Annotated in this window: 27 protein-coding genes and 1 pseudogene; 15 read left to right on the top strand and 13 right to left on the bottom strand. The window is 65.2% G+C overall.

Annotation, left to right across the window (positions count from 1 at the left end):
- Positions 1-491 precede the first annotated feature (491 nt).
- The 7 genes from ACWEKS_RS42455 to ACWEKS_RS42425 all read right to left on the bottom strand — a co-directional run bounded on the left by ACWEKS_RS42455 (position 492) and on the right by ACWEKS_RS42425 (position 8,757).
- Positions 492-1,580, bottom strand: coding sequence for a hypothetical protein (locus ACWEKS_RS42455; protein WP_452345372.1), 1,089 nt, complete (start codon positions 1,578-1,580; stop codon positions 492-494).
- 203 nt (positions 1,581-1,783) lie between these two features.
- A complete protein-coding gene (locus ACWEKS_RS42450) occupies positions 1,784-2,947 on the bottom strand; it encodes an ABC transporter ATP-binding protein (RefSeq protein ID WP_452345371.1) in 1,164 nt (387 codons plus the stop codon).
- Positions 2,944-3,831, bottom strand: a complete 888-nt coding sequence (locus ACWEKS_RS42445) for a carbon-nitrogen hydrolase family protein (protein WP_452345370.1) — start codon at positions 3,829-3,831, stop codon at positions 2,944-2,946. The genes ACWEKS_RS42450 and ACWEKS_RS42445 overlap by 4 nt, the downstream gene beginning before the upstream one ends.
- Before the next feature lie 121 nt (positions 3,832-3,952).
- Positions 3,953-5,251 carry an ABC transporter substrate-binding protein gene (locus tag ACWEKS_RS42440; RefSeq protein ID WP_452345369.1) on the bottom strand — a complete coding sequence of 433 codons (1,299 nt, stop codon included), beginning with the start codon at positions 5,249-5,251 and terminating at the stop codon, positions 3,953-3,955.
- A 21-nt stretch (positions 5,252-5,272) separates the two neighbouring features.
- Positions 5,273-6,187, bottom strand: a complete 915-nt coding sequence (locus ACWEKS_RS42435) for a carbohydrate ABC transporter permease (protein ID WP_452345368.1) — start codon at positions 6,185-6,187, stop codon at positions 5,273-5,275.
- Positions 6,184-7,119, bottom strand: coding sequence for a carbohydrate ABC transporter permease (locus tag ACWEKS_RS42430; RefSeq protein WP_452345367.1), 936 nt, complete (start codon positions 7,117-7,119; stop codon positions 6,184-6,186). The genes ACWEKS_RS42435 and ACWEKS_RS42430 overlap by 4 nt, the downstream gene beginning before the upstream one ends.
- A gap of 540 nt (positions 7,120-7,659) precedes the next feature.
- Positions 7,660-8,757, bottom strand: a complete 1,098-nt coding sequence (locus ACWEKS_RS42425) for an aminotransferase-like domain-containing protein (RefSeq protein WP_452345366.1) — start codon at positions 8,755-8,757, stop codon at positions 7,660-7,662.
- Positions 8,758-8,869: 112 nt separating this feature from the next.
- Between ACWEKS_RS42425 and ACWEKS_RS42420 the strand changes: the two genes are divergently transcribed.
- The 7 genes from ACWEKS_RS42420 to ACWEKS_RS42390 all read left to right on the top strand — a co-directional run bounded on the left by ACWEKS_RS42420 (position 8,870) and on the right by ACWEKS_RS42390 (position 16,217).
- On the top strand, positions 8,870-9,553 hold the full coding sequence (locus tag ACWEKS_RS42420) for an HAD family hydrolase (RefSeq protein ID WP_452345365.1): 684 nt from the start codon (positions 8,870-8,872) through the stop codon (positions 9,551-9,553).
- Positions 9,550-11,157 carry a gamma-glutamyltransferase gene (ggt, locus tag ACWEKS_RS42415; RefSeq protein ID WP_452345364.1) on the top strand — a complete coding sequence of 536 codons (1,608 nt, stop codon included), beginning with the start codon at positions 9,550-9,552 and terminating at the stop codon, positions 11,155-11,157. The genes ACWEKS_RS42420 and ggt overlap by 4 nt, the downstream gene beginning before the upstream one ends.
- Positions 11,157-12,191 carry an amidohydrolase family protein gene (locus ACWEKS_RS42410; RefSeq protein ID WP_452345375.1) on the top strand — a complete coding sequence of 345 codons (1,035 nt, stop codon included), beginning with the start codon at positions 11,157-11,159 and terminating at the stop codon, positions 12,189-12,191. The genes ggt and ACWEKS_RS42410 overlap by 1 nt, the downstream gene beginning before the upstream one ends.
- Positions 12,160-12,759 (top strand): RraA family protein, encoded by a 600-nt coding sequence (locus tag ACWEKS_RS42405; protein WP_452345363.1) that lies wholly within the window; start codon positions 12,160-12,162, stop codon positions 12,757-12,759. Before ACWEKS_RS42410 ends, ACWEKS_RS42405 begins: the two co-directional genes overlap by 32 nt.
- A 327-nt stretch (positions 12,760-13,086) precedes the next feature.
- Positions 13,087-13,926, top strand: a complete 840-nt coding sequence (locus ACWEKS_RS42400; protein ID WP_452345362.1) for a TIM barrel protein — start codon at positions 13,087-13,089, stop codon at positions 13,924-13,926.
- Between the two features lie 54 nt (positions 13,927-13,980).
- On the top strand, positions 13,981-14,892 hold the full coding sequence (locus tag ACWEKS_RS42395; protein WP_452345361.1) for a 2-hydroxy-3-oxopropionate reductase: 912 nt from the start codon (positions 13,981-13,983) through the stop codon (positions 14,890-14,892).
- A gap of 83 nt (positions 14,893-14,975) precedes the next feature.
- A complete protein-coding gene (locus ACWEKS_RS42390) occupies positions 14,976-16,217 on the top strand; it encodes an amidohydrolase family protein (protein WP_452345360.1) in 1,242 nt (413 codons plus the stop codon).
- A 553-nt stretch (positions 16,218-16,770) separates the two neighbouring features.
- Here ACWEKS_RS42390 and ACWEKS_RS42385 read toward each other — a convergent pair.
- From ACWEKS_RS42385 to ACWEKS_RS42375, 3 genes are all read right to left on the bottom strand, one after another.
- Positions 16,771-17,742, bottom strand: coding sequence for a MurR/RpiR family transcriptional regulator (locus tag ACWEKS_RS42385; RefSeq protein ID WP_452345359.1), 972 nt, complete (start codon positions 17,740-17,742; stop codon positions 16,771-16,773).
- 305 nt (positions 17,743-18,047) lie between these two features.
- Positions 18,048-18,380, bottom strand: a complete 333-nt coding sequence (locus ACWEKS_RS42380) for a hypothetical protein (RefSeq protein WP_452345358.1) — start codon at positions 18,378-18,380, stop codon at positions 18,048-18,050.
- 62 nt (positions 18,381-18,442) lie between these two features.
- Positions 18,443-19,045, bottom strand: coding sequence for a TetR/AcrR family transcriptional regulator (locus ACWEKS_RS42375; RefSeq protein WP_452345357.1), 603 nt, complete (start codon positions 19,043-19,045; stop codon positions 18,443-18,445).
- Positions 19,046-19,199: 154 nt separating this feature from the next.
- Between ACWEKS_RS42375 and ACWEKS_RS42370 the strand changes: the two genes are divergently transcribed.
- The 7 genes from ACWEKS_RS42370 (at position 19,200) to ACWEKS_RS42340 (ending at position 22,354) form a co-directional block, all read left to right on the top strand.
- Positions 19,200-20,309 (top strand): saccharopine dehydrogenase NADP-binding domain-containing protein, encoded by a 1,110-nt coding sequence (locus ACWEKS_RS42370; protein ID WP_452345356.1) that lies wholly within the window; start codon positions 19,200-19,202, stop codon positions 20,307-20,309.
- Complete coding sequence (locus ACWEKS_RS42365; RefSeq protein WP_452345355.1) at positions 20,306-20,539, top strand: hypothetical protein; 234 nt, start codon at positions 20,306-20,308, stop codon at positions 20,537-20,539. Before ACWEKS_RS42370 ends, ACWEKS_RS42365 begins: the two co-directional genes overlap by 4 nt.
- Positions 20,540-20,621: 82 nt before the next feature.
- Positions 20,622-20,966: a M20/M25/M40 family metallo-hydrolase gene (locus ACWEKS_RS42360; RefSeq protein WP_452345354.1), complete on the top strand. Its 345-nt coding sequence runs from the start codon at positions 20,622-20,624 to the stop codon at positions 20,964-20,966.
- Between the two features lie 336 nt (positions 20,967-21,302).
- Entirely contained in the window at positions 21,303-21,548 is a 246-nt protein-coding gene (locus tag ACWEKS_RS42355) for a hypothetical protein (protein WP_452345353.1), read from the top strand.
- A gap of 68 nt (positions 21,549-21,616) precedes the next feature.
- On the top strand, positions 21,617-21,790 hold the full coding sequence (locus ACWEKS_RS42350) for a hypothetical protein (protein WP_452345352.1): 174 nt from the start codon (positions 21,617-21,619) through the stop codon (positions 21,788-21,790).
- Between the two features lie 43 nt (positions 21,791-21,833).
- Positions 21,834-22,043: a hypothetical protein gene (locus tag ACWEKS_RS42345; RefSeq protein ID WP_452345377.1), complete on the top strand. Its 210-nt coding sequence runs from the start codon at positions 21,834-21,836 to the stop codon at positions 22,041-22,043.
- The gene (locus tag ACWEKS_RS42340) at positions 22,040-22,354 is read left to right on the top strand and encodes a hypothetical protein (protein ID WP_452345376.1); all 315 of its coding nucleotides are present in this window, start codon (positions 22,040-22,042) and stop codon (positions 22,352-22,354) included. The genes ACWEKS_RS42345 and ACWEKS_RS42340 overlap by 4 nt, the downstream gene beginning before the upstream one ends.
- A 114-nt stretch (positions 22,355-22,468) precedes the next feature.
- Here ACWEKS_RS42340 and ACWEKS_RS42335 read toward each other — a convergent pair.
- A pseudogene (locus tag ACWEKS_RS42335) lies at positions 22,469-22,744 on the bottom strand (bifunctional DNA primase/polymerase); the annotation flags it as partial.
- 9 nt (positions 22,745-22,753) lie between these two features.
- Between ACWEKS_RS42335 and ACWEKS_RS42330 the strand changes: the two are divergent.
- Positions 22,754-22,966: a hypothetical protein gene (locus tag ACWEKS_RS42330; protein WP_452345351.1), complete on the top strand. Its 213-nt coding sequence runs from the start codon at positions 22,754-22,756 to the stop codon at positions 22,964-22,966.
- 581 nt (positions 22,967-23,547) lie between these two features.
- On the opposite strand, the gene ACWEKS_RS42325 is transcribed toward ACWEKS_RS42330, so the two are convergent.
- Positions 23,548-23,985: a DUF1963 domain-containing protein gene (locus ACWEKS_RS42325; RefSeq protein ID WP_452345350.1), complete on the bottom strand. Its 438-nt coding sequence runs from the start codon at positions 23,983-23,985 to the stop codon at positions 23,548-23,550.
- Positions 23,986-23,996: 11 nt separating this feature from the next.
- The gene (locus ACWEKS_RS42320) at positions 23,997-24,362 is read right to left on the bottom strand and encodes a DUF1963 domain-containing protein (RefSeq protein ID WP_452345349.1); all 366 of its coding nucleotides are present in this window, start codon (positions 24,360-24,362) and stop codon (positions 23,997-23,999) included.
- Positions 24,363-24,447 lie beyond the last annotated feature (85 nt).

Raw genomic sequence — 24,447 nt, 5'->3', positions numbered from 1 at the left:
CACCACGATCAACTCGAACCCGACGCCGAACATCACATCGGCAACACCAACGACGACTCAGCCCCCGAAATCGTCATCCCCAATGACGCTCAACACCCTCGGGGAGCTGCCGATATCTTTTCTGGCATGGGCGAATAAACGTCGAAATGGGTTTCGACGTTTCGAGTAAAGTTGACTTGTCGGGATCCGGGGGTTGGTCAAGGGCTATCGGCGACAGACTCGCAGTTGGAGCTGCTACAAGCGACTGGTATGCGATCGCAAATTCTGATTCTTTATGCGAATAGTCTTTTCATACTTTTTCCTGGATCAGCCGAGATTTGCTGCTGCGTGGGGCCCACGAGTGACCAGCTCATTGGTGGTATTGATGACGGCGGGCGTCACGGGTCTTGTAACCATGCTGACCGGCGCATTGATCGCCACCCGATCATGGTGGTGTCGAGATGATGCTCAAGCGTCGAGCTTGGCGGCGGTTTTGCGACGTCGTGCTGTAGTTATCGTTCCACCGTGAGCATGCTGGCCAGTAGGGTGTGGAGGTTCTCTGCGGCTTGCCACAGTTCTTCGATGTGCTGTGCGGTGTGTCGGGCTCCGGGAGCGCCGAGAAAGAAGAAGTGGTTTCCCGGTGTGAATCGCACGAGCTCGGTGGCTAGTCGCTGGCTGTGTGCCTGAAGTTGCGTCCAGGCTCCGTCTGAGAGTTCTGTGGCATCGAAAAGGGTCCAGCCCAGCGCCCAGGCGGTGATTGCAGGCCAGGTGAGGTGGTCGCTCAGGGCGTGCCGGGCGTCTTGGGCGCTCTGCGGGACGATCGCGGCACAGATGGGGAATTCTGTCCACTGTCCTGTCCCGGTCTCGCGGATCGCAGCTTCGGTGTCATAGATACTGGCTTGCCCGTTCCAGCGCTGCGCCTCACCACGCAGACCGATCGAGTGCCGACACAGATAGTGCCGTACATACTCGTCACGTGACATGACCGGCCGGTCTTGTTCCGCCTGAGCAGAGATCTGCCCGAAAAATTCGTCCAGTCGTGTCGGTGGATGCTGCAGGATTTCCCACAGGCCGTCAGGGGTCAACGGCTCGCCTGCGGGACGGACCGGCACGAGTCCTGGCAGCGGAGCCGAAGCCGCGAGCGAGATGAAGCAACGCAGATCGAGATCAACTCGCTTGCAGACCTGGGCGAACGGCTGGACCGTCCGTCCAGCCATGCTCCAGCCGCACAAGATGATCCCAGCCTGGAGCTGGTGCTCGGTCACGATCCGTTTGGTGAGTATCGCTGCCGCTGCAGCCCACTGGTCGACGGTCAACTCCGGGTGCGCTGCGGGAAAGACCGGGTGGTCAGACGGATACGACAGCGCAAGCACCGTGAACCCACGTGCCGCCAACCAGTGCGCGAGAAAGTCTTCTTGGCGAGCACCCGGGTGCCCGTAACTGACCCGAGCCAGGTGACCACCACCTGGCAAGAACACAATGACCGGCCGACCGGGATCGCCCAAACGCAGATAGGTGAGAATCGGGAGCCCCTCACTGCGCTCGAGGGACTCACCGTCCACCCACTGGCGGACCGGCTGCTCAATGGCGGGCCTTGACATGTTGAGCCTTGCCTCTCTGCTTCTTGATGATCAATTTGAATGCTGCGGAGTCTGGTCAACCGGGCAATGGGGCCAAGGCCCCGGCTCCTGGTCAGTACGGCCAGAGGAACTCCACGGCTGGCGTATCGGTTTGGTCGCGGGGGCGAGACCAGTAGCATCTGAAAGTAGTCGCCCAGCTGCCACCGGACTTCGACGCAACGTTGCTATAAGTCGATCCGTATTCCGTTGGCGTCGAAGAAATGAAGCCGTTCGACATCGACGGACAGGCTCACGGTCGCGGCCGTGGTGGTTCCTGCTGGCAGCCGCGCTTTCAGTTTGTGGCCGCCGACGAGAGTGACGTGGGTGAGCTCCTCGCTGCCGAGCAGTTCGATGAGGCCAACCTGGCCGGTGAGAGTGGCCGTCGGGCGGCTCGCCGTGGTATCTACCGTTCGAAGGTCCTCTGGTCGGATGCCGATGCACGCAGTCGCGGCGGCCGCCGGTGTCCGTAGCTCGACGATCGGCGTACCGTCATGCGTTCGGAAGTGTCCGTCCTGCACCGTGCCGTCGAGAAGATTCATTGCTCCGAGGAACGAAGCGGTGAATTTGTTAGCCGGGCGGGTGTAAACCTCGCGCGGAGTGGCCTGCTGCTGAAGCTGTCCCTCGTTGAGGACGGCTACTTGGTCGCCGAGTGTGAGTGCTTCGGTCTGGTCGTGGGTGACATAGACGACGGTTGCGCCGAGTCGCTGAAAGAGTTCGTGCAATTCTGTGCGCATGTCGACACGCAGCGCGGCGTCGAGGTTCGACAGCGGTTCGTCCATCAGCAGGACAGACGGTCGTCGGATCAGCGCCCGACCGATGCCGACGCGCTGTCTCTGCCCACCGGACAGCTGGGCGGGCTTTTTGTCCAGATGGTTCGTCAGCCTCAGCAGCTTGGCGATCTCGGTGACGCGCGCGGCGCGCTCACTGCGAGGGACCTTGGCCATGAGCAGCGGGAACTCGATGTTGGCTGCGACTGTCTTGGACGGATACAAGGCGTAGTTTTGGAAGACCATCGCGGTGCTGCGCGACTTCGGATCGACGTAGGTCATGTCGCGTCCGTTGATCCAGATCGCCCCGCTGGTAGGAGTGTCCAGCCCGGCGATGCAGCGCAGCAAGGTGGTCTTACCGCAGCCGCTGGGCCCGACCAGGGTGAGCGTCTCACCGGCCCGGCACGATATATTCACCTGCTGCAGCACCTGGTCGGCCGGACCGAACCTCTTGGTCACGTCGACGCAGTCGATTCCTTCAGCCGTTGTCATGTCGCGGCCAGGATTTTGTTGACCGCGCCCTGGGCCGATGACTGGGGACGCCGCCAGAAATCGGTCGGCGTACGATGTGCGCGGCGTCACGACATCTCTCCGGCTTCTGCGCCCAGGGAACTATAAAGCTCCGGACGCCGTGCCTGGATGAAGCGCATCGCTCCGTCGCGGATCTGTGCACAAAGCAGCGGGTCAACCTCAGCGAAGGCCACCTCCTCACGGTCGCCGCACTCGGCGAGGACCCGTCCCTGCGGATCGATGATCATCGACAGCCCCGGGTAACGGAGACCGGTCTGCACCGGCTGGCCCAGTACAGGACCGACCTTGTTGACACCGGCAACATAGACGCTGTTCTGGAAGGCCATCGTCTGCAGTTCGGCCTTCCATAGCTCGTCGATGATGGAGTCGCGGTACGACGCGGTCGGCACGAAGATCAGGTCTGCACCGAGGAGCGCGTAGGAGCGGCTCCCCTCGGGAAAGTGGCGGTCATAGCAGATCGACGTACCGACCGACAGCCCGGAGATCGGGCGGGGAAGCATGTATGGCTCGTCGCCGGCGGTGAAATAGAAGCTCTCGTTGGCGCCCACCGTCTGGCCGTTGTCGTCCCCAACCCCCGGCATGTGCAGCTTCCGGTACTTCGCGTGCACACCGCTGTCCGCGCCGATGTAGGCGACGGTGTTGAACCGCTTGTCATTGTCTACTTCGTAGAAGGGGAGCAGCGCACTTGTGCCGGTGCGGCGGGCGGCTTCAGCGACTGCCGTGACCGTAGGGCCGGTGATCGGCTCGGCGAGATCAAAGTACTCGGTGCGGCCGTCGTCGTAGCAAAAATAGTTGGTCGTGGCCAGCTCATGGAACATCACCAACGATGCACCGCCACGGGCGGCTTCCTCGACCAGGCGAACGAGAGTTTCCCGGTTCTTCGCGACGTCAGCGTCACTCTCGAATTGGGCGACGGCGACTCGAGTGTTTGTCACTGCACTACTCCTCGATTTGTTTGCTCCGGGCAAAGCGAATGAATCTCGCAGGTGGCGCCGGCTGGGTCGGTCAGCCCGACCGTCTTGGTCACCTCGACGCAGTTGAACCCCGCAGGCTCTGTCATTTCGTCCCCAGGATCTTGTTGACCGTGTCCTGCGCCTCAGCGAGCGCCTGCTTGGGGGATTTGCTGCCACTCAGGGCCTGGACGATGCTGTTCTGGAGCGCGTCGTTGACCTCGACATCGTGGCCACCTGGGTAGGTCTGCCACTGGCGCAGATAGGGGACCGCGGCCAACGCCGGCTGCTGGTTCTGCTGTTCACTGAAGTACTTCTGCAACTCCGGACTCTTCCGCGCGGTGGAGTTGACCGGCAGGTAGCCCCGCGCCAAGGTCAGCGCGGTACTCGCGATGGGACTGACCAGTTGCTGGATGACCTTGAGGGCGGCGGCCTGGCGCTGGGGGTCTTTGGTGAGCAGGACGATCGTGGAGCCGGCGGCGGGTTGAGTGCGTGTACCGCCGTCTGCGATCGGGACCTGGCCGGCGAGCACGGGGAACTTTGCGTTGGCGTTGATGGCGCCGATGTTTCCGCTCGATTGGATCAGCATCGCGGCGTCACCGTTGACGAATGCCTGCACATTCGGGCTGGTGACATCTGTGCGGGCAAGCAGCGGCATGGCGCCGTCCTTCACGAAGCGGCCCCAGTAGTCGAGCACGGCTTCGCCTTGGGGGCTGTTGAAGGTGGCGCTGGATCCGTCCGGGGTGAGTAGCGCACCGCCTGCGCTGGTCAGCTGCATCTGGAAGTCGAGATTGCTGCCTCCGGTCCAGTCCATCACGATGCCGTACTTGTGGTTGGCCGGATCCGCGAGCCTCGTGGCGACCTCGCGCAGCTGTGTCCACGTTGTCGGCAGGTGCGTGGGGTCGAGCCCGGCGGCTTTGAACATGGCCTCATTGGCGTAGAGGATCGGCGTGGAGACGCCGTACGGGATCCCGTACTGCTTGCCGTTATATTGGGTGAGTTCCAGGATCTTCGGGTCGATGTCCTTGGTGTTGAGGCGCCCGTCGGCGATCGCGGGATCCAGCGGTTGTGCGATGCCGAGGTCGGCCAGCCCTCGCAGGTTGTTCAGCCCGATCAGAGCAGCGTCGGGCAGGCGACCTGTGGCGGCCTCGCGGCTGATCCGCTGGTTGAGCTCGTTGTAGTCCTTTCCTGCGAGGGCGAGCTTCACATGCGGGCCGCCCGCCTGGTTTTCCAACGGTTGGACCGCAGTTTTCAGAACGTCGGCGTACACGCTGGCCGACGGGTAGTAGACAGTGACAGCGGCATCCTGGCCGTTCGGTGTGCCGCAGGCAGTCACCGCGGCCAGTAGCCCTATTAACGCCGTCAATGCTGCGGTGGTTCTCCATCGCATGGTCTTCTCCTTCAAGATCGGGTATCGAGTGGCCGCTCAGTCCGGCGCGTTCGCCAGCACGAGTCCGCGGACGAAATGACGCTGGGCGAGTAGGAATCCGGCCACGAGTGGAAGCATCGCCATGGTGGCGACGGCCATCTGGGCGGCAAAGTCGCTGCTGTCCGAGCTGGCGAACGCGGCGATACCGTAGGGAACGGTCACTGCGTTATCGCTGGATAGAACCAGGCTCGGCCAGAAATAGTCGTTCCAGTGGGAAACGATGCTGAAAACCGCGAACGCGATCAGCGCCGGACGAGCCATGGGCAGAACGATCCGCCACACCGTGGTCCAATTGCCTGCCCCATCCAGACGCGCGGCGTCCAGGATGTTCTGCGGGATTCCGAGAAAGAATTGGCGCAGCAGGAATACGCCGAACGCGCTGGCAAGAAATGGCGATATCAGTGACAGACGGGTATCCAGAAGGCCCGCTTTCGCGAACGCCAGGTACAGGGGCACAGCGACGACCTGCGTCGGCAGCATGGTGCCCACCAGGACCAAACCTAGCGCCAACCTGCTCCCGCGAAACCGCATTCGCGCCAGCGCGTAGGCGGCCGGCACAGCCAGAAGCACCTGACCGAGGAAGATCAGCCCGGTCACCATCACACTGTTGATGAAGTACTGTGCCAGCGGCACCGTGTCGAAGACTCGTCGATACGCATCGAAGGTGGGGTGCTGGGGCAGCAAGTCGGTGTTGTAGATCTCGTCGTCGGGCTTGATAGAGCTGAACAGCATCCACGCGAACGGCAGCACCATGATGACAGCGCCCACGGCCAAGAGCAGGTGCCGCGGAAGGTCGCTGGTGACGAGCCACCGCAGAACGCGCCCGCGCCGAGCGCCGTGGTCGTCGGCTGACCGTGCTGGCACCGGCAACGAACGACCGGCGGTGGGCTGGGAGTCCGTGTTGGTGATCATCGGGCACCCGCCACGCTCAGTCGGCTGCCGAAGGACCGCATCTGCACGAGCGTTACCAGCAACACGGTCAACAACAAGACAACGCTGATGACCGACCCTCCGCTGATGTCCTGATAGAAAATCCCGCGTCGGTAGAGCTCGTAGCCCAGCGTCGTGGTGGCGCCGACCGGTCCTCCTGCGGTCATCATCGCCACCGTGTCATACACGCGCAGTGCGCTGATCGTGCTGATGACAACGGCGAACACCGTTGTAGGCCCAAGAGCGGGCCATTGCACATGCCAGAAACGATGCCAAGCGTTGGCGCCATCGAGACGGGCCGCCTCCAAATGCGCTGTCGGCACATTGGCCAACCCAGCCAAAAACAGCACAACCGCGTACCCGAGCTGGTGCCACACGCCCACGACAGCCACTGCTGGAAGTGCCAGCCACGGGGAACTCAACCAGTCCGTCACCCCGAACATGGTGCCCATGGTCGAGTCGATCAGCCCTCGATTGGGGTAGAACATCCACTTCCAGACGATGCTCATTGTCACAAGGGTGCTGGCGAACGGCAGGAAATACAGCGTCCGCCACAGAACCTTGCCGCGACGCAGACTGTGCATGGTCAGCGCGATCAAAAGACCGAGCACCGTGATAGCCGGCACGGTGAAGATCGAATACAGCAGAGTATTGATCAACGCTTGGCGCAGTTCATCACTGCCCAAAACCCGCCGGAAGGCCTCCAGGCCGGTGAATCGCGGACTGCCGCCGACAAGGTGCCATTCGAACAGCGACAGCACCAGCGTCGACACCGTCGGAAGAATCACGAAAACCCCGAGGAATACAAGAAACGGGCCGCACAGCATATATGCGCCGATGCGTTCCCGGAGTAATGCGGTCCAGGCTCCACCGGCGGGTGCAGCAGCCACCGGTGGATGGAGAGAAACAGTCACGTGGCCAGCCTTGAGCGGAGGGACGGATCAGACGATAGGGAATGAAAGTTCCTACACGGAGATTTCTACAACAACGTCGTTGCGCGCGGCTACCGGCGTCAGACGATGTTCACCGGGCATTCACATGGCGATTGTGTACTGCCCCCGCACCCGCAGATGTGCATGAACCGATCGCGGCTCTGGGTGCCCCAGCCGGCGCATGATTTGCGGCTGAGCAGCGCGCGGGCCTCACCAGGCGTCGTCACGCTCAGTGCATGGACACCGCGCGCATCGGCTCGAATCACGGACGGTACGCCGAGTCGGCACGACGAGCAGGCGCTACGGACTGTATCGCTACCTGGCTCGGCTGGTCACATTGTCGGCGCCCGCCCGTCGTCGACAGACAGTCGGCGCCGACAGTATGTAGCCCCCACTGGAAGGAGTGAGGGCTACATCAGCATTGTGGAGGGGTCTGGGTGCTTTGCGCACCTGCTTGCTCATGGCCCGGCCCGGCCCGGCTCCGGGAGCATCGTGTCAGGCGAGCCTTTATATGTTCATGTCTCATTCATGCGGTGGCAGGGTGGAGATGATTTCCAGGCCGCGGCGCACCTGGGTCCGGTCGAGCGGGGTACTCAGCGACAGTCGGACCCGTGCTGGGACCGGGTGGTTGTCGACGGCGAACATTTCGGCTGGTCGGACCAGTACGCCGTGTTCTGCGGCGGTGGTGGTGTAGCTGTGTGAGGTGTGCCCGGGTGGCACGTGCAGCCACAGGTGCATGGATGCGTCCTGGGTGTCGAAGCGCAGCCCGTCCAGGAGTTGTGCGGCGAGGTCTTGTCGGGCGGCGGACTCTCGGTGGATGGCGTCGGCGATGGTGGTGGCGTGACCGTCGTTGATCCAGCGGCGGACGACTTCGGCGGACAGCGGGTTCGCGACCCAGTACGACAGCCGGGTAATGGGCTGCAGCAACGCTTGCGTGTCCGGCCCGTCGGGGCCGAGAAGGTAGGCCACGCGAAGGCCCTGGGTCAGGGATTTGGTGAGTCCCATCGAGTACCAGGTGAGCTCGGGAGCCAGTGTCGCGATCGGTGGTGGCGTCTGGGGGTGAAGTGCGCCCAGGACATCGTCTTCGAAGATCGGTACTCCGTACTGGCGTGCGACGGCGACGATCTGGTGTCGGCGTGCCAGGCTCATCGTGGTTGTGGTCGGGTTGTGGTAGCTGGGGTTGCAGTAGATCAGGCGGGGTTTGAGCTTTCGGCATGCCGCGGCCAGCGATTCGGGGACCATGCCGTCGTCGTCGAGATCGACCGGGTACAGGCGAACCCTGGCACGCTCGGCCAGGTTGCAGATGACCGAATACGTCAGGCCTTCGGTCAGCACGACATCCCCAGGCGAGGCCAGGTGCCGCAGGACCAGCAGCAATGAACTCTGCGTTCCGTTGGTCAGCAGCAGCCGGTCGAGTTCGGGGGCGGGTATGCGCCGCGCCATCCAGGTGGCGGCCGCGGCGCGGTCTTGGGGACCTCCGCCGGGTTTGGCCTCGTGAACCAGCATCCCGGCGCCCGGATCGGCGGCGATCTCTTTGAGCGCGTGCTCGAGTGCCGCCCCTACTTCGGGTGGGGCTGGGGGGATGGATCTGGTGAAGTCGGCGACGATATCGCGCTGCATGGGGTCTCCTCTCGACGCGCCAAGACTAGCCGCCAGACAATTTTGTTGCTACAAATACCGGTGACTAGGGATTGGCATTGCCTCACAGGGCATCGATCGGAAGGAAAGCAGTATGGACGTGGTATCGGCGGGCTGGGAGGTGTTGGTCTGCGATATGGCGGGTACCGTGTTCAGCGACGACGGCCTGGTCATCGAGGCTTTCCGTGACGCTCTGCGCGAGACCGGCGTTCCCGATGGTCCGAAGCTCGACGCCGCGATGGCGTTGTTCGATGGCAACCGCGGGCGGAGCAAGATCGACGCTTTCCGTGAGGTGCTGGCCGAGCCACGCGCACAGGCGGCGAACAAGGCGTTCGAGCGGCGTTACGAGCAGATCGTCGCCGAGGCCGGGGTCAAGGCGTTTCCCGGTGTGGAGGATTTGTTCGGGCGACTGCGCGTGGCGGGGGTGCGGGTGGCGCTGATCACGGGTTTCGCCGAACCCACGCGGGAGGTGCTCATCGATGCGCTGGGGTGGCGAGACACGGTCGATCTGGCGCTCAGCCCGGGCGGCACGGTGCGTGGCAGGCCGTTCCCGGATTTGATTCTCACCGCAGCTCTTGGACTGCAGGTCACCGACATGCGTGCCGTCGCGGTTGTCGGCGACACCGTCAGTGACCTGGTCGCGGGATGGCGCTCCGGGGCCGGGCTCGTGGCCGGTGTCACTACCGGGGCCCATGATCGCGCAACGCTGGAGGGTGCGCCGCATACTCATCTTCTCGGTTCGCTGACCGAGATCGAGACTGTGCTGGTGGACCGGTGATCGCGCATCGTCCCGCGGTCGGCGGGCGCAACGGTGTTGTCACCTCGGCCCATCAGCTGGCCACCCAGGCGGGCCTGCGGATGTTGTGGGACGGCGGGAACGCCGTCGATGCGGCGGTGGCCGTCGCCGCAGCGCTGAGCGTGGTCGAGCCGTGCAGTTTCGGGCCCGCGGGCGTCGGATACATGCTCATCCGAGCCCCCCGCGAGGCGGCGCCGGTGGTGCTCGACTTCGTCGGGCCCTCGCCCGCCGCCGCGCACCCCGACCGGTTCACGACCCCGGGCAGCAAGGATGTCGGGATCCTCTCGGCGCTGGTTCCCGGCGCGATCGCAGGCTGGTCGGCGGCCCTGGAGCGGTACGGGACCATGGATTTGCAGGCGGTGCTGGCGCCGGCCATCGGCTATGCCGAACAAGGTTTCCCGGTCTCGCGTTACCTGCACCGTTACCTGAATGCGGCCCGTCCACGCCTGGAACTCGCCGCCACCAGTAGGGAGATCTTCCTCCCGAACGGACGCATCCCGCGCCCGGGTGAGCTGCTGATTCAGAAGAACGCTGCCACGACCCTGCGGCTGGTCGCCGAGTCCGGTGCCGAGGCGTTCTACCGAGGTCCCATCGCCGAGGAGATCAGCCGCTACTGCGCCCGCCACGGTGGCCTGTTGACGGCCTCGGATCTGGCCGAGTTCGTTCCTCGCTGGCAGGAGCCGATCTCGGGCACTTATCGGGGGTTGACGGTCTACTGCCCGCCGGCGCCCAGCGCCGCGCTGGAGTACCTGGTGGGTCTGCGCATGCTCGAGGAGTTCCCGCTCGCCGATATGGTGCGCGACAGCGACGAGTACCTGCACCTGCTGTCGGAGACGTTCAAGGTGGCGATCGAGGAGCGAAAGGCCCACCTGTCGGATCGCTCGCCCCAGCACGCCGAGTTGTTGTCCGACGCGCATATCGCGGCGGCGATCGGGCGGCTGGACCTACGGCGTGCCACCGTGTCCGCGGGTGAGCGTCATCAATACGACCCCGGACTGGAGTGGACGCGGGCGGTGTTCGCCAACAAGGAGAACACGACCCACTTCGTGACCGCCGACGCGCAAGGATATGTGGTCGCCTGCACCCAGACCCTGGGTGGCGCGTTCGGTTCCGGTGTGGTGGCCGGCACGACCGGGTTGCTGCTCAACAGCTTCGCGTCCTGGTTCGATCTCGATCCGGGCAGCCCCAACGTGATCGGGCCCGGGAAGAAGGTGGAGGCCTGCCTGGCCCCCTCGCAGGTTTGGTCGGAGGGTGAACCGTTCCTGGTCGTGGGCACACCGGGATCGCAGGGCATCCTGCAGACCACACCGCAGATGATCGTCAACGTCGTCGACCATGGCCTCGACATCCAGGAGGCGATCGAGGCGCCTCGGATCCGGGTCGGACGCGGCACACTGCTGGGTACCGAGAGCAGGTTCAGCGCGGCAACTCTGACCGGGCTGGGTGAACGTGGACACCAGGTGCACGATCTGGGCGCCTGGAGCCGGGTGGTGGGCGGTGGGCACGGCGTGGCGTTCGATCCCGATACCTCGACCATGTGGGGCGGGGCCGACCCGCGCCGCGACGGCTTCGCCCTCGCCTGGTGATGAACGCTCCTGTGAACCTCCAAGGCAGCATCGATGTTCACGCACACTTCCTGCCGCAGCGGTATCGAACCGCTTACCAACAGCTCGGAATGTCGGGCCCGGACGGGTTGTCTGCGTGGCCGCAATGGAGCGTCGGTCAGGCTCTGACCACAATGGACGAACTCGGCGTCGACGTCGCTATCTTGTCGGTCTCATCGCCCGGCGTCCATTTCGGCGACGACCGCGCCGCGACGGTGCTCGCTCGTGGCGTGAACGAGGACGCGGCAGCGCTGGCCGCCGGTCACCCTGGCCGGTTCGGGTTCTTCGCCTCCCTGCCGCTGCCCGATGTGGACAGCGCGCTGACCGAGATCGACTACGCACTGGACCAGCTCGGGGCCGACGGCGTGGTTCTGCTGACCCATTATCACGGGGCCTACCTGTTCGATCCGAAGTTTCGTCCCGTCCTCGACGAGCTCGACCGCCGAAGCGCTGTCGTGTTCGTCCACCCCACCTCGCCACCGTGCTGGGAACACACCGCGTTCGACCAGCCACGCAGCCTGATCGAGTTTCCCTTCGAAACCACGCGGGCGATCACCGGCCTGATTCTGACCGGTGCGCTGGACCGATACCAGCGGCTGAGCGTCATCGCCCCGCACGGCGGCGGTGCCCTGCCTTCACTCGCCGACCGGATCCACACCCTCGGCCAGCTGACCGCACGGCAGCGCGGCGCCGACGCCGTCGACGCTTTGGCCGCCCTGCGCCGACTGCACTACGACCTGGCCGGGTTCCCGCTCGACACACAGCTGCCCTCGTTGCTGCGCCTGGCATCGCCGAGCCAGCTGCTCTACGGGACCGACTGGCCATTCACTCCCCAACCCCAGATCGCGGAGTCCGCCGACCGCATCGCACAGACCCCTCTGCTATCGGGCGGCGACCGTCACTTGATCCGGCACCACAACGCTCGGCAACTCTTCGACCGCTTCTCACAGCCTCACCCACCCAACAACCCCTTGGAAAGTGCCCATGACTACAGCGCCTACCGCCCACACCGATGACCTCGACCGCTGGCGAGGACTGTCCGCCGGCACCGTCTGCGACTGTCTCAACCGATTCCAGGCCATGCATGCCGCTATCCGGCCGATCGTCGGTAGCACGCTGCTGGGACGGGCATGGACCGCGCGCAGCATGCCGGGTGAGAACAACACCCTGCTGCGCGCCATCGAGACCGCACCCGCCGGCAGCATCCTCGTCGTCGACGCCGGTGCCTTCGTCGACCGCGCGGTATGGGGCGAGGTGCGCACCGCCGAAGCCATCCAGGCAGGGGTGATCGGCCTTGTCGTCGACGGCGCGGTCCGCGACGTCGAGGCCATCCGCGAGCGAGGCTTCACCGTGTTCGCGCGCGGCATCTGCGCGGCCGGGCCGAACAAAGGATGGGACGGCGATGTCGGCGGACAGATCCAGTGTGCCGGGGTCGTCGTCAACCCCGGCGACCTGGTCGTGGCCGACACCGACGGCGTCGTCATCGTCCCCCGCGACCGGGAAGAACAAGTCCTCATCGACGCCCGCAAACGCCAGCAGGAAGACGCCGAACTCATCGCCCAAGCCACACAGAGCCGCCGATAACCCCGACTTATGCCGGCCGGGCATCATCGCCCTGCCGCGGCCACTGTCCTTGATGGTGCTCGACTGCCGAGTGCTCGGAAGCAACCGCAGCAGCAGTGCCCAACCGGTGAGATCGTCCGCCACGCCGGCAACCTCGAGTGGCTCGATACCCGTCAAACCCAGCCGCGTAGCACCAGCCACGGGGAATCGACAGGCCCATCTTGTTCGTCCGTGAAGCCTGCGGACCAGTTCCGATGAGGGGAAAGACGAATCAGTGCTCGCCACTGGCAGAGCCCCCGTTGGTCATGAACAGAACTACATTCCACATTTCGAATCAGGAGCGTCCGGGTGGGATTCGCAGACCACCGCTACACCGTCAACCTGTCCATCCTCTTCACAGAACTTCCGCTTCTCGAGCGCCCCGCGGCTGCCGCAGCGGCGGGATTCACCGCGATCGAGCTGTGGTGGCCCTGGGTTGACTCACCCACGCCCGAGCAGTCGCAGCGCGACTCCCTGAGGGAGGCGATCGAGGACGCGGGTGTGCAGCTCACAGGCCTGAATTTCTACGCCGGCCGACTGCCGGGCCCCGACCGGGGCGCGCTGTCGATCCCGGGCGAGGAGTCGGAGAAGTTCCGCGTCAACATTGATGTAGCCGTCGGCTTCGCGGAGTCTCTGGGTTGCACGGCGCTCAACGCGCTCTATGGCAACCGCGTCGAGGGCGTCGCCCCGGCAGAGCAGGACGCGCTCGCGCTGCAGAACCTGGTCCGGGCAGCCCAGGCCGCCGACCGGATCGGCGCGATCTTGTTGATCGAGGCGCTGAACAAGCCCGAGTCGCCCCGCTACCCCCTGGTGTCGGCTCCGGGTGCCGTCGAGATCGTCGACACGGTCAACGCGGTCACAGGGCTCGGCAACACACGGTTGCTGATGGACCTCTACCACCTGTCCATGAATGGAGAGGACCTGCCGCAGATCATCGGGCAATACGGGGCCATCACCGGTCACGTCCAGATCGCCGACAACCCGGGCCGGGGCGCGCCCGGCACCGGCACGCTCCCGCTCGAAGACCTGCTCGACCAGCTGACCGACGCGGGCTACGACGGCCGGGTCGGACTGGAGTACACGCCCGGGGACCGCCCGAGCGCGCAGACTTTCGGCTGGCTGCCACCCGGGGGGCGCGCCGCCCGCTGACCACCACACCACCCAGGCAGCCCCCCGCAGTTGCCGTGAAAAAGGGACTCCACTATGAACAATCCCGCAATTTCTCCCCGCCCGCGCCCGTCGATTGCCTGGATCGGCCTGGGCATCATGGGCTCCCCGATGTCGGAGAACCTGATCAAAGCGGGGTACGACGTCACCGGCTACACCCGCAACCACGACAAGCTCGACTGCCTGACCGCCGCGGGAGGCACCGCGGCCGGATCCGTCGCCGCCGCCGTCCGCGGCGCGGACGTGATCATCACGATGGTGCCGGCCTCCCCGCAGGTCGAACAGGTGGCCTACGGCCCCGACGGCATTCTGGACAACGCCCGCCCCGGCACCCTGCTGATCGACATGTCCTCGGTCACCCCGCAGACATCGATCGAGCTGGCCGCGGCCGCGAAGCACAAGGGCATCCGGGTGCTCGACGCACCCGTCTCCGGCGGGGAAGCCGGGGCCGTCGAGGCCGTCCTGTCGATCATGGTCGGCGGTGACCAGGCCGACTTCGACGAGGCCAGGCCGATCTTCGAGGCGCTGGGCACCACCATCGTGCTCTGCGGTCCGCACGGCTGCGGCCAGACCGTGAAGGCCGCCAACCAGCTGATCGTCGCAGTGAACATTCAGGCATGCGCCGAGGCGGTGGTCTTCCTGGAGAAGTCCGGCGTGGACCTCGCGGCGGCCTTGGAGGTCCTCAACGGTGGCCTGGCCGGTTCCACCGTGCTGACCCGAAAGAAACACAACTTCCTCAACCGCGACTTCGAGCCGGGCTTCCGCATCGACCTGCACCACAAGGACATGGGCATCGTCACCGACGCCGCCCGCGCCGTCGGCGCGGCACTACCGGTCGGCGCCGTAGTCGCCCAGCTGATCGCGTCACTGCGCGCCCAGGGCGACGGCGGCCTGGACCACTCGGCCCTGCTACGCACCGTGGAGCGCCTGTCCGGCGCCCTCGTATAGCCCCCAACTCCTCTCGCCTGAAGCCCCCGATGTGAGGCCAACCGGCCGCCGTTTCCCTCTCACTTCCCGCTGGATGGAGCTCTATGACTCAGCTGATCAACGCACGACTCATCGATGGCACCGGCGCAACGCCGGTCGACAACGCGGTCATCGCCATCGACGACTCCGGCCGCATCACGCATGCCGGACCCGGCCCCGGACCAGCACCGACGGCGGGCGAGACCATCATCGATCTCGGTGGCCGCACCGTGGTGCCAGGCTTCATCGACTGCCACGTGCATTTCGGTATCGGCCACGTCAGCGAACTGCTGGAGCCACCCCGGCACTGGGCGTCACTGGCCGCCTTCCAGACCGCGCAGCGCCTGTGCCAGACCCTCGCAGCCGGCGTCACCACCGCACGTGACCTCGGCGGTCTCGACGCCGGCTACCGAGAGGCAGTGGCGGGCGGCCTCGTGGAGGGTCCGCGGCTACACGTGGCGGTGCGGATGATCAGCCACACCGGCGGGCACGCCGACTTCACCCAACCCAGCGGAGTCGACGTCGATCCGCTCCGCCCGCAACCCTTGACCGAGATCGCCGACTCCGTCGGCGAGGCTCGGGTGGCGACGCGCCGTGTCATCCGAGACGGCGCCGACGTGATCAAGGTCTGCGCCACCGGCGGCGTGAGCAGCCCGGCAGACCAGCCCGACGACGAAGGGCTCGCAACCACGGAGATGGCCGCCATCGTCGAGGAGGCAACCCGCCACCGCGGCCGACCCGTCGCTGCCCACGCCCAGGGCGCCGCCGGCATCCGCAACGCCGTCCTCGCCGGTGTCACCAGCATCGAACACGGCTACGGCATCGACGACGAGACGATCGACCTCATGCTCGAACACCGAACCGTGCTCGTGCCCACACTCACCACCGCGGCCACCATCCCGAAACAGGGCACGGTGCCCGACTTCCTCTACCAGAAAAAGATCCGATGGTCGGCACTCGCGATGGAACGAGTAGCCCAGGCGATCGCTCGGGGCGTGCCCATCGCACTGGGCACCGACTCCGGGGTGAGCGCGCACGGGCAGAACCTGCGTGAACTGGGACACCTCGTCGACCTCGGCCTGTCCCCGATGGGCGCGATCCAGGCCGGCACCCGTGTCGCAGCACGACTCCTCGGCCTCGACACCACCCTCGGCACGATCGAACCGGGCAAACTCGCCGATCTCGTCGTGTGCCGGACCGACCCCCTCCACGACATCACCACACTGGCCGACCCGGACAATATCCTCCTCGTCATGCAAGCCGGCCGCACCGCGAAGGACAGTCTTTCCCGATACGTCTCTTACTAGTCCTGATAGGCAGGCCGTCGAAGTGTCGAGGCCCTGCTGATGCCTATCGCGCGGCTGTCGTACTGGGTCGCGAAGCCGGCGGCCGCCGAAGAGGGTCCGGCCGGTAGGTTCGCGACGTGCGGCTGTCTGCATACACGCTCGACCGGGCGCAGTTTTGACGGGAACAAGAATCGGAGATCTCGCCACCCAGCCGTCACGCGAGTGGTGGGCAAACATCGCCGACGCCCTTATAGCTCAGGCAACCGTGTTGCGTAACTGTCCCTGTGTGAATGACATTGATCCCTGATTTCGATCCGGGAAACTGCCTGCGCTCGTAGCCCACGGTCCACAGTCAATTCCGGGTGCGCTGCACAGCGCAAGCACCGTGAACCACCCGTCAAGCCGATAGGCGAGCAGTCGTCCGGGCAGCCGGCTGAGTGCCCGTATCAGAGCCACAACGCCCGCGCACGGGCGAGGCATAATGAGCGGCCGACCGCGAGTACTAACCTGCAGATACGCCAGGACCGGGAGACCTCGCTGTACTCAAGGGCTCACCATGGACCCACTCGCCCGGTCACAACGTGTGTTCAGCGTAGACGTCGGCGACCGAATCCAGGTACGCGCTCGACCGATCCGGATCACGCAAGGCGACTCCAACGAACAGCGCGTCGGTGATCGCCAGATGCGCGAGTCGGCTGGCCGCGCCCTCCAACCGGAAACCCTGCCGCGGGCTGCCGGCGACAAGCGGCGCGTCCGCGATATCGGCCAACGGCGAGTGGCGGAAGCTGGTCACTGCGATGACATAGGCACCGTGAGCTTTCGCGGTCTCTGCAGCCAGTAGCGTCTCGCGGGTCGCGCCGCTATGGCTCATCGCCAGGCAGACGCCTTGGTCGCCCAACTGCCGAGCCGCGATGTGCTGGGTAATCGCGTCCTGCGGCGCTGCCGTGGACACTCCCAGCATCCGCATACGGTGCGACGCATCACGCACAGGCGAGGACGACTGACCATTACCCACGAACAGCACCGACCGACGGGCGGACACCGCATCCAACGCACCGGCGAAAGCGACCGGGTCTACCGTGCTGATCGCATCAGCCACCGCGCGACTGCTGGCCGTGAGGATGTTGTGCAACACCTCCACCGCAGGCGAGTCGGTATCCAGCTCATCGGCGAACACCAGTTCTTCAGCTCCCCGCAGAGCCAGGTCACGCACCAGCGCCAGCTTCAGGTCCTGAAAACCCTTGAACCCGGCTTGCTGGCAGGCTCTGACCACGGTCGATGCCGCGGTGTCCGCACGAGCGGCGAGATCCGCGGCAGCGTATCGGGTGACCGCCTCTGGCTCGGTGAGGATCACTTGCATCGCGCGACGCGCGCTCGGGACCAGTGACGGCATCGCGGCCTGGATCCGAGCCAGGACCGCACCGCTGGTCAACGGGCCCGATGACTGCCCGTCCGGCTGCTCCTGTGGATCTGATGCCTTCGCGTCATCCCCCTCGTACTCCCGACGCCGAGCCACATTGACCGCCATCCCCACCGCCTCCACCATCTAGGGAATTCCGTTGCAGCGCAAGCCTAGCGCACGGAACAGCGCTTCATGAACAACATGAGTGCGTGCAGAAGCTGAAATATGGAACAGAGTTCCATAGTCGCTTTCGTGCTGAACGAAGCTCCAGCTCGCCCAGGGCAGCGACAAACTTCGCGAGATCGTCCGCCCCGACGCAGTCGACGGTAGGGCAGGCGTAGAGCTGTGCGGCATCGGCATGCGCGATAGCGGCGATGAACCAGCTCCGCCCAGCGGGCTCGCGGCTGGCGAGCGGCCTGAGCGACCGCGGCGGCCAGTGCCGTCACAGATCATGAACAAAGCCGGTCACCAAAGCAAACATCACGACGATGCTCGCTCCCATGCCCCAGATGAGCGTGGAACCGAGAATGTGTGAGGTAGGCGTTGTGCGTCGGCACGGCGGCGAGCCAGGCGAGGCCGACTGCCATGGTGAACGAGCCGGTGATGATCGGCGCGGGCGCCCCATACTTCGGCAGAAGCGTCTTGGAGGCGAGCGCGCCTACGGTGAGGACGATGCTCATCGGCACGAGAGTGAGTCCGGTCTGCAGTGGACTCAACTCGAGGACGCGCTGATGGTAGAGGGAAACGAAGTAGCCGGTGGCCGTCATGACCGCTGTTGACATTCGGTTGCGCCTACGCCAAATCCGCCCGATTTTCGGCGAATACTACGGTGACCCCAACAGTCTCAAATGAGCTGGGTGCGCTTTCGTAGAACGCTGAGCCAGTCGCGGAGCTCGACCAGTATCTGTTCAGTGACTTCGTCCTGGTTCTCCGAGCGCGCGATAAGCAGGGACGCCTCGCAGAGGGCTCCGTTGAGCATCTGGACGAGCGGTTCTACGGGTCGCTCGCCGAATACCCCGGTGGTAATGGCTTGTTGTAGTCCAGCTCTCAGCACGGCGATGGTGTGACGGTCTTCGATTGCGCGCAAGCGCTCCCAGCCCAGGACCGAGGGGGCGTCGAGCAGGGTGATGCGCTGAACACCTGATTCTCGGGATGCCTCGAGGAAAGCGCGAAATCCCGCTTCCAATCCGTCCTCGTCGTCCCGCCGGGCAGCGTGGGCGGCGATCGACAGTTCGGCGAGTCGCTGCTGCTCCTGCTCGTAGACGGCCGCGAAAAGCTCGAGCTTGTTCGGGAAATGGTGATACAGCGCGCCGGTGGTGACCCCCGCAGCTCGCACCACATCGTCGAGCGTGGTCGCGGCGTAGCCGTGCGTGGCGAACAGGTCGCGTGCGGCCGCGATCAGCTTTGTCGTCGTCGCCGTGGTGCGGTCATGTTGCGTACGAGCCATCAGCCAACCTTACATACTTGCCCTACGTATCTTCATTATGTTATTACATAATCATGTTACGTAATGAGGCTATGGAAATTCGAGCGCTCCGCAGGCACCACACTCGGCCCGCGCCAGCCCTGCCGAGAACGGCCAGGCGAGCGGTGGTGGGGTCGTGATCGCCATCTACGGCGCGACCGGCTACACCGGCCGACAAATCGCCCAGACATTGACCTGGTGCGGGTATCCCGTCATGCTTGCCGGCCGCACGCGTGCCGGTTTGGAGAAGCTTGCCGACCAGCTTGGCGGGCAGGCGAGCGTGCACGTGGCAGCCCTCGACGATCGTGGTGCGCTCGAGGCCCTGGCCGAACAGGCGTCGGTGATCGTCAACTGCGTGGGCCCGTTCGTCGCCAGCTGCCGCCCCATCGCCGAAGCGGCCATCGCCGGGCGTGCGCACTACGTCGATATCTCCGCTGAGCAACTCGGCAGCCGATGGTGCTACCGAGACGGCAACATTCGCGCCCGCGCTGCCGGGATCGCGTTGCTCCCCTCGTTCGGCTTCTACTCGGTACTCGCCGACCTCCTGGCGGCACGGGCGAGCGCGGACCTCGGTCCGATCACCGAAATGCAGGTGGCGTACTGCATCGACGACTGGCGGCCGATCGGAGCGAGCTTGAATTCGCGTTTCGAGGCACTCGGCCACGAATGGTTCGAACACGACCGCAGCGTGACACGTACCCGTCGACTCTTTCCCCGCACCAGCTTCTTCGAGTTCCCCGCCCCGACCGGCCGTCGTCGCGTCGGCCTGTATCCGGTGGCCGAGGCGTTCACCATTCCCTGGCACATCGACGTCGACCGGCTCACCACTCGGCTCACCACATCAACCCTCGCTCCGGTGCCGCTCGGGCGGTTCCTGCCCGCTATCGCCAATACCGTTGGCGCGTTGATGCGCACACCGGCTCGGCCGCTGATAGAGCGCGGAGTCGCCGTGATGTGGCGAGGGTCGGCCGGCGGCATCGCCGAAGAGGACCTCACCCGCTTTACGGTCGCCGTCCACGCCCGCGGACAAGCCGGGACCACCTACGGCTGGGTACGGGGCAGGGGCATCTACGACATCACCGCGCCGATCGCCGCCGAGACCGCCAGCCGGGTCAGCCGCCGAGAATTCACCGCAACAGGCACTCTCACACCAGCCCAGGTCCTCGACCTCGACCAGATCCTCGCGCTCGATGGGTTCGACCTCGAACACGGCGCCACCGGCGATCCGTCAGGAACGATGTCATGACCGACCAATCTGTACGTCCCGCAGACACCGCACGGGTGGTCGAGATCGCGCGTCGGTTGATCCGATTCGACACCACCAACCCGCCCGGCAACGAGCGAGCCTGTATCGAATACATCGCCGAACTGCTTCACTGCGTCGGACTTGGAACCCCAGATCGTCGCCAAAGGATCCCCAGCGGCCCAATCTCGTTGTCCGGCTGGAAGGTCGGCAATCCGATAACGGATTGCTGATGCACGGCCACGTCAACGTCGTCCCGACAACAGGCCAACCATGGGACGTGGCGCCGTTCGAGGCCCGCATCATCGATCACGCATGAAGGGCGGCCTCGCGATGATGCTCGAATCCCTTCTCCGGCTGCACGACAACAATATTCAGCCCCCGCACGACATCGCCTTCGCCGCCTTCACCGACCAAGAAGAGGGCAGCGAATTCGGCGCCACCCACATGCTCGACACCCGCCTGGACCTCTTCGAAAGGGTGCGTTACGCGATCGGCGAGATGGGCGGATTCTCCACCACCGTGTCAGGCCGACGGTTCTATCCGATCGCGGTGTGCGAGAAGCAATGGTGCACCTTGACGATCACCGTGCACGGCACACCAGGGCACGGGTCGGTCCCGGTTCTGGGCGCAGCGATGCCCAAACTGGCAAAGGTCTGACCCGGCTGGCCGAGCAGCGGTTACCCGTGCACGTCACCCCGACAGCACGAGACATGATCATCGGCATCGTCAGCTCCCGCTACCGCAGCGGATGGCCCTGCAGGGATTGCTGCGGCCGATCTTCACCGACCACCTGCTCCATATCGGTGGACGCGAACTGGCCGCGTTCGACGCCAGCTGCACAACACCGTCAACCCCACGCGCATTCACGTCAGCACCCGAATCGACGCCCTACCCGCAGCTACCACCGTCGACCTGGACGGCCGCGTCCTCCCGGTGCACACAGCCGCCGAACTCGCCGACGAAGTCCGACACGTACGCGGAACGGGCGCAACGGTGGAACTGACCGAAGTGTACGAAACTGCCGGGCCCCTCGACGACGGCATCATCAACGCCCTCGCCCAGGCCATCACCGATATCGACCCCGACGCTCACCTTCAACACTGGCTCGACGAGGTCCCCACCAGTGCCGGGTCTACCTCTTCCGCGCCCGTGGTCACCACTTCGAGCACCCCGCCGGAAGCTCATCAATCCTCTGCATCGGCTCCGCCGGCGGCCGTGAAGGTCTTCGAACCAGGCTGAGGAACCATCGAAAGTACAGCCGAGACATCCGCAACGGCGAGTTTCGCGGATACGCACGCTACGAATGGATGATCGCCCATCCGACACTCATCACCTACTCCCCCGCTCCCTCTGCAAACGACGATGCCGAAGCCATGGAATGCAGCCTCATCAGCACATTCGCTGACGCCTTCCGGATCGCGCCGCTGGCCAACGCCCGCTCGGCATGGCCGCCCAAGCAGGTCGCCAGCGTCGAGGAGTGAGAATCAGTTGCGGTAGTAAAGCGTCACGCTTTACCGTGGTGGCATGGCGAAACTGAACATCAGTCTTCCGGACGCGACTGCCGAGGCTCTGCGCGAGAGTGCGGGCGGCAACGTCAGTGCCGAGATCAACCGGGCCGTTCTCCAGCGGCTCGCGGACAAGGAGTTGCGGCGCATCGCCGCGCACGAGCAGCAGAACCCACCGAAGTACAGCGATGCCGACTTGCTGCGCATCGGCATGGGCATGCCCCTGTGAGGGAACTGCGCCAGGGCTACATCTACACCATCGCCGCCGGTGACGGCTATCTGACAGTGGTAATCGTCGATGGCCAGGCGCTTTTGCGTCATCGCGATGTCGCCCTGGCGGTGCCGGTGGTCGACTCCCGCGAGATGCCCGCGGATCTGCGGATCTTCTCGGTGGGCTGGGACGAAGGCCGCGTGCTCGCGGTGCACCGGTTCATTCCCTGCGTACGAGCGGTGCTGGAGGCCGGGACCTACGACGGGACGGTGACCTCCGAGATGCTCGACTTCATCAAGATGGTGCTCGCCGTCAGGTTCGACCTCTGACGGCAGGACATCTGACGGTTCCGCACCAGGTCGACAGCCGAGGCGCTCGGCAATCCACAAAGGGAGCGGCACAATCGGGCCGGTGCACTCGACGACGTAGGCGATTCCGTCGACGACCGAGCCCGGCCCGATCAGATAGCCACCGGTGTGGCGGCCGGGGCCGCGCACGTCGATCCCTGGCCCCAGGCCCGAGCTCGCCCCGGAGGTACTGGGCAGCGTGCACCCCGGCGGCGCCCGGAAATACAGGTGCCGCCCGCCCGAGGGCGTGCACACGGCGAAGGTTTCCGGCCACGGGCGGCCCAGTTCGGCGGCCGGGGCGGCGAGCGTCCCCGCGCCGTCGCATTCGACAGCGCACCCGTGCCCGGATGGCGCGCGGTGATCGACGCCCACAGCAACACAGTGCAACTCATCCTCCCTGGTGACGAGCTACTCCACGACGGGGACCTTATGTGCGAGCCGTCCTGGTATCAGCAGGTCGGCGAGTGCCAGCGTGAGGGCCGCGGACTCGTCGTGATCACCGGCACGGCCGCGCCCACCGAGACAGCCGCCCTGGAGATGATCGCCGCAGGTCTGGCCAGTTGGGTACGCGTGCAGATCGAACTGACACCCTGAGCCCTGCTCGCAGCGTCATCGGCGACGGCCGGTGCCATCCGGGGGACCGAGTGCGGGGCTGGGCACCGCGTCATTTCCAGCCGTCCGCTGTCGTTGCCCGTCGACACGGAAAACGACACGAGGCCCAGCCAACTGCCATCGGTCCTGTTAACCCATGCGCGTAACCGGACCGGTACGAACAACGTCAGCCGCTTGTAGGGACACGTGACTCATCGGCCGACTGACGGGGCGCGGTCGAGCAGGCTGGTGATGGCAGGCGAGGCCGGTGAGGGTTTGAAGTAGCGGCGTAGTTGTCGGGCTTGCTGTGTAGGGATTCGGCCATCAGCTCCACACAACGACGCCGAGCCGCTGGGGCTCGCCTAGTGACCTACCAATGGCTTTGCCACAGCCAGAACCGCGTCGGTTCGACCCAGACCGAACGCAGGATAATGCCGCTGACCGCGCTGACCGAACTGGCCAGCGTGAGGCGCCGGCGGTCGGAACCTGGTGCGGCGCAGAACGTCAACTACTGCCGAATCCGTGCAGCGAGTGAGCCGGGTGTCGGGCGGGCGAGCCCGCGCATCGACGGACTCAGCTGCTCATTAGCTCTCCCAGTGGACACCGACCTTGGCGAAATCGTGGGCGGCCAGATCCTGTGGGGTGATGAAGCAGTAGAGGCTGCCCAAGTATCCCCACCCCAGGTTGATTTCGGGATCAGTGTCGAACTGGGCGAGCAGCAACGGACCCGACGGTTCGAAGTCGTGGTAGAAGTGTTGTTCGGCGGCCGTGCCGGGCAGCAGGCCGCGGTCGCGTTGACCCTGGATTTCGTTGGCCCAGCCACCGAGCTGGTGCCAGGCCCAGGAATGGGCGAAGAAGGCCTCGCCGAAGGCTTCGAATCCTTCGTACGTGTCGTCGTCGTGGTCGTTGCCATCGAGTAGGTTCTCTTCGAACCACTGCGCGTCGGGAATGGTCTCGACCACCGCGTAGGTCATGTCGACACGTCGGATGATGCCGTTGCGTTCCGCGAGGTCCGGCGGCAAGAGTATATCGTTCAGGACCGCGTTGTCCGGGAAGAACAGGCAAGCCCCGCCCATCCGTTCGTATCCCCGAAGACCGAGATCCTGCCAGAGGCAGGGAGATTCAGATCCAGTTTCGGCAGGGTGGCGAGATCGATAGTCGCGACGTGCTCGTAGCGGCCGTGATCGGCTCCGGGCCAGGCGAATCCGTCCGGCAGCAGTGGCAGCCCACCGAAATAGCCGATGATCACGTCATCCTCGCGAGCGTGCCGCAGCCGCAGCCCTTCACGGATCGTCAGCTCGATCTCCGAGTGCAATACCTCGGGGATGTGCAACCGCATCAAGGTGCGGAGGTCGGGCTCAGTCACGGCCACGATCGAGCCAGCACCACCCGACAACACCCAACGAGAATCCATTCGCCGAACATCCGCTACTGCCGCTGATCGCTCGATTCGGGCAGGGTTCTACGGAGAAGGCTGTTCGGCG

This window comes from Nocardia sp. NPDC004711, from assembly GCF_053601595.1.
The sequence above is the reverse complement of the archived record's forward strand: the minus strand, read 5'-3'. Positions and strand labels throughout refer to the sequence as shown.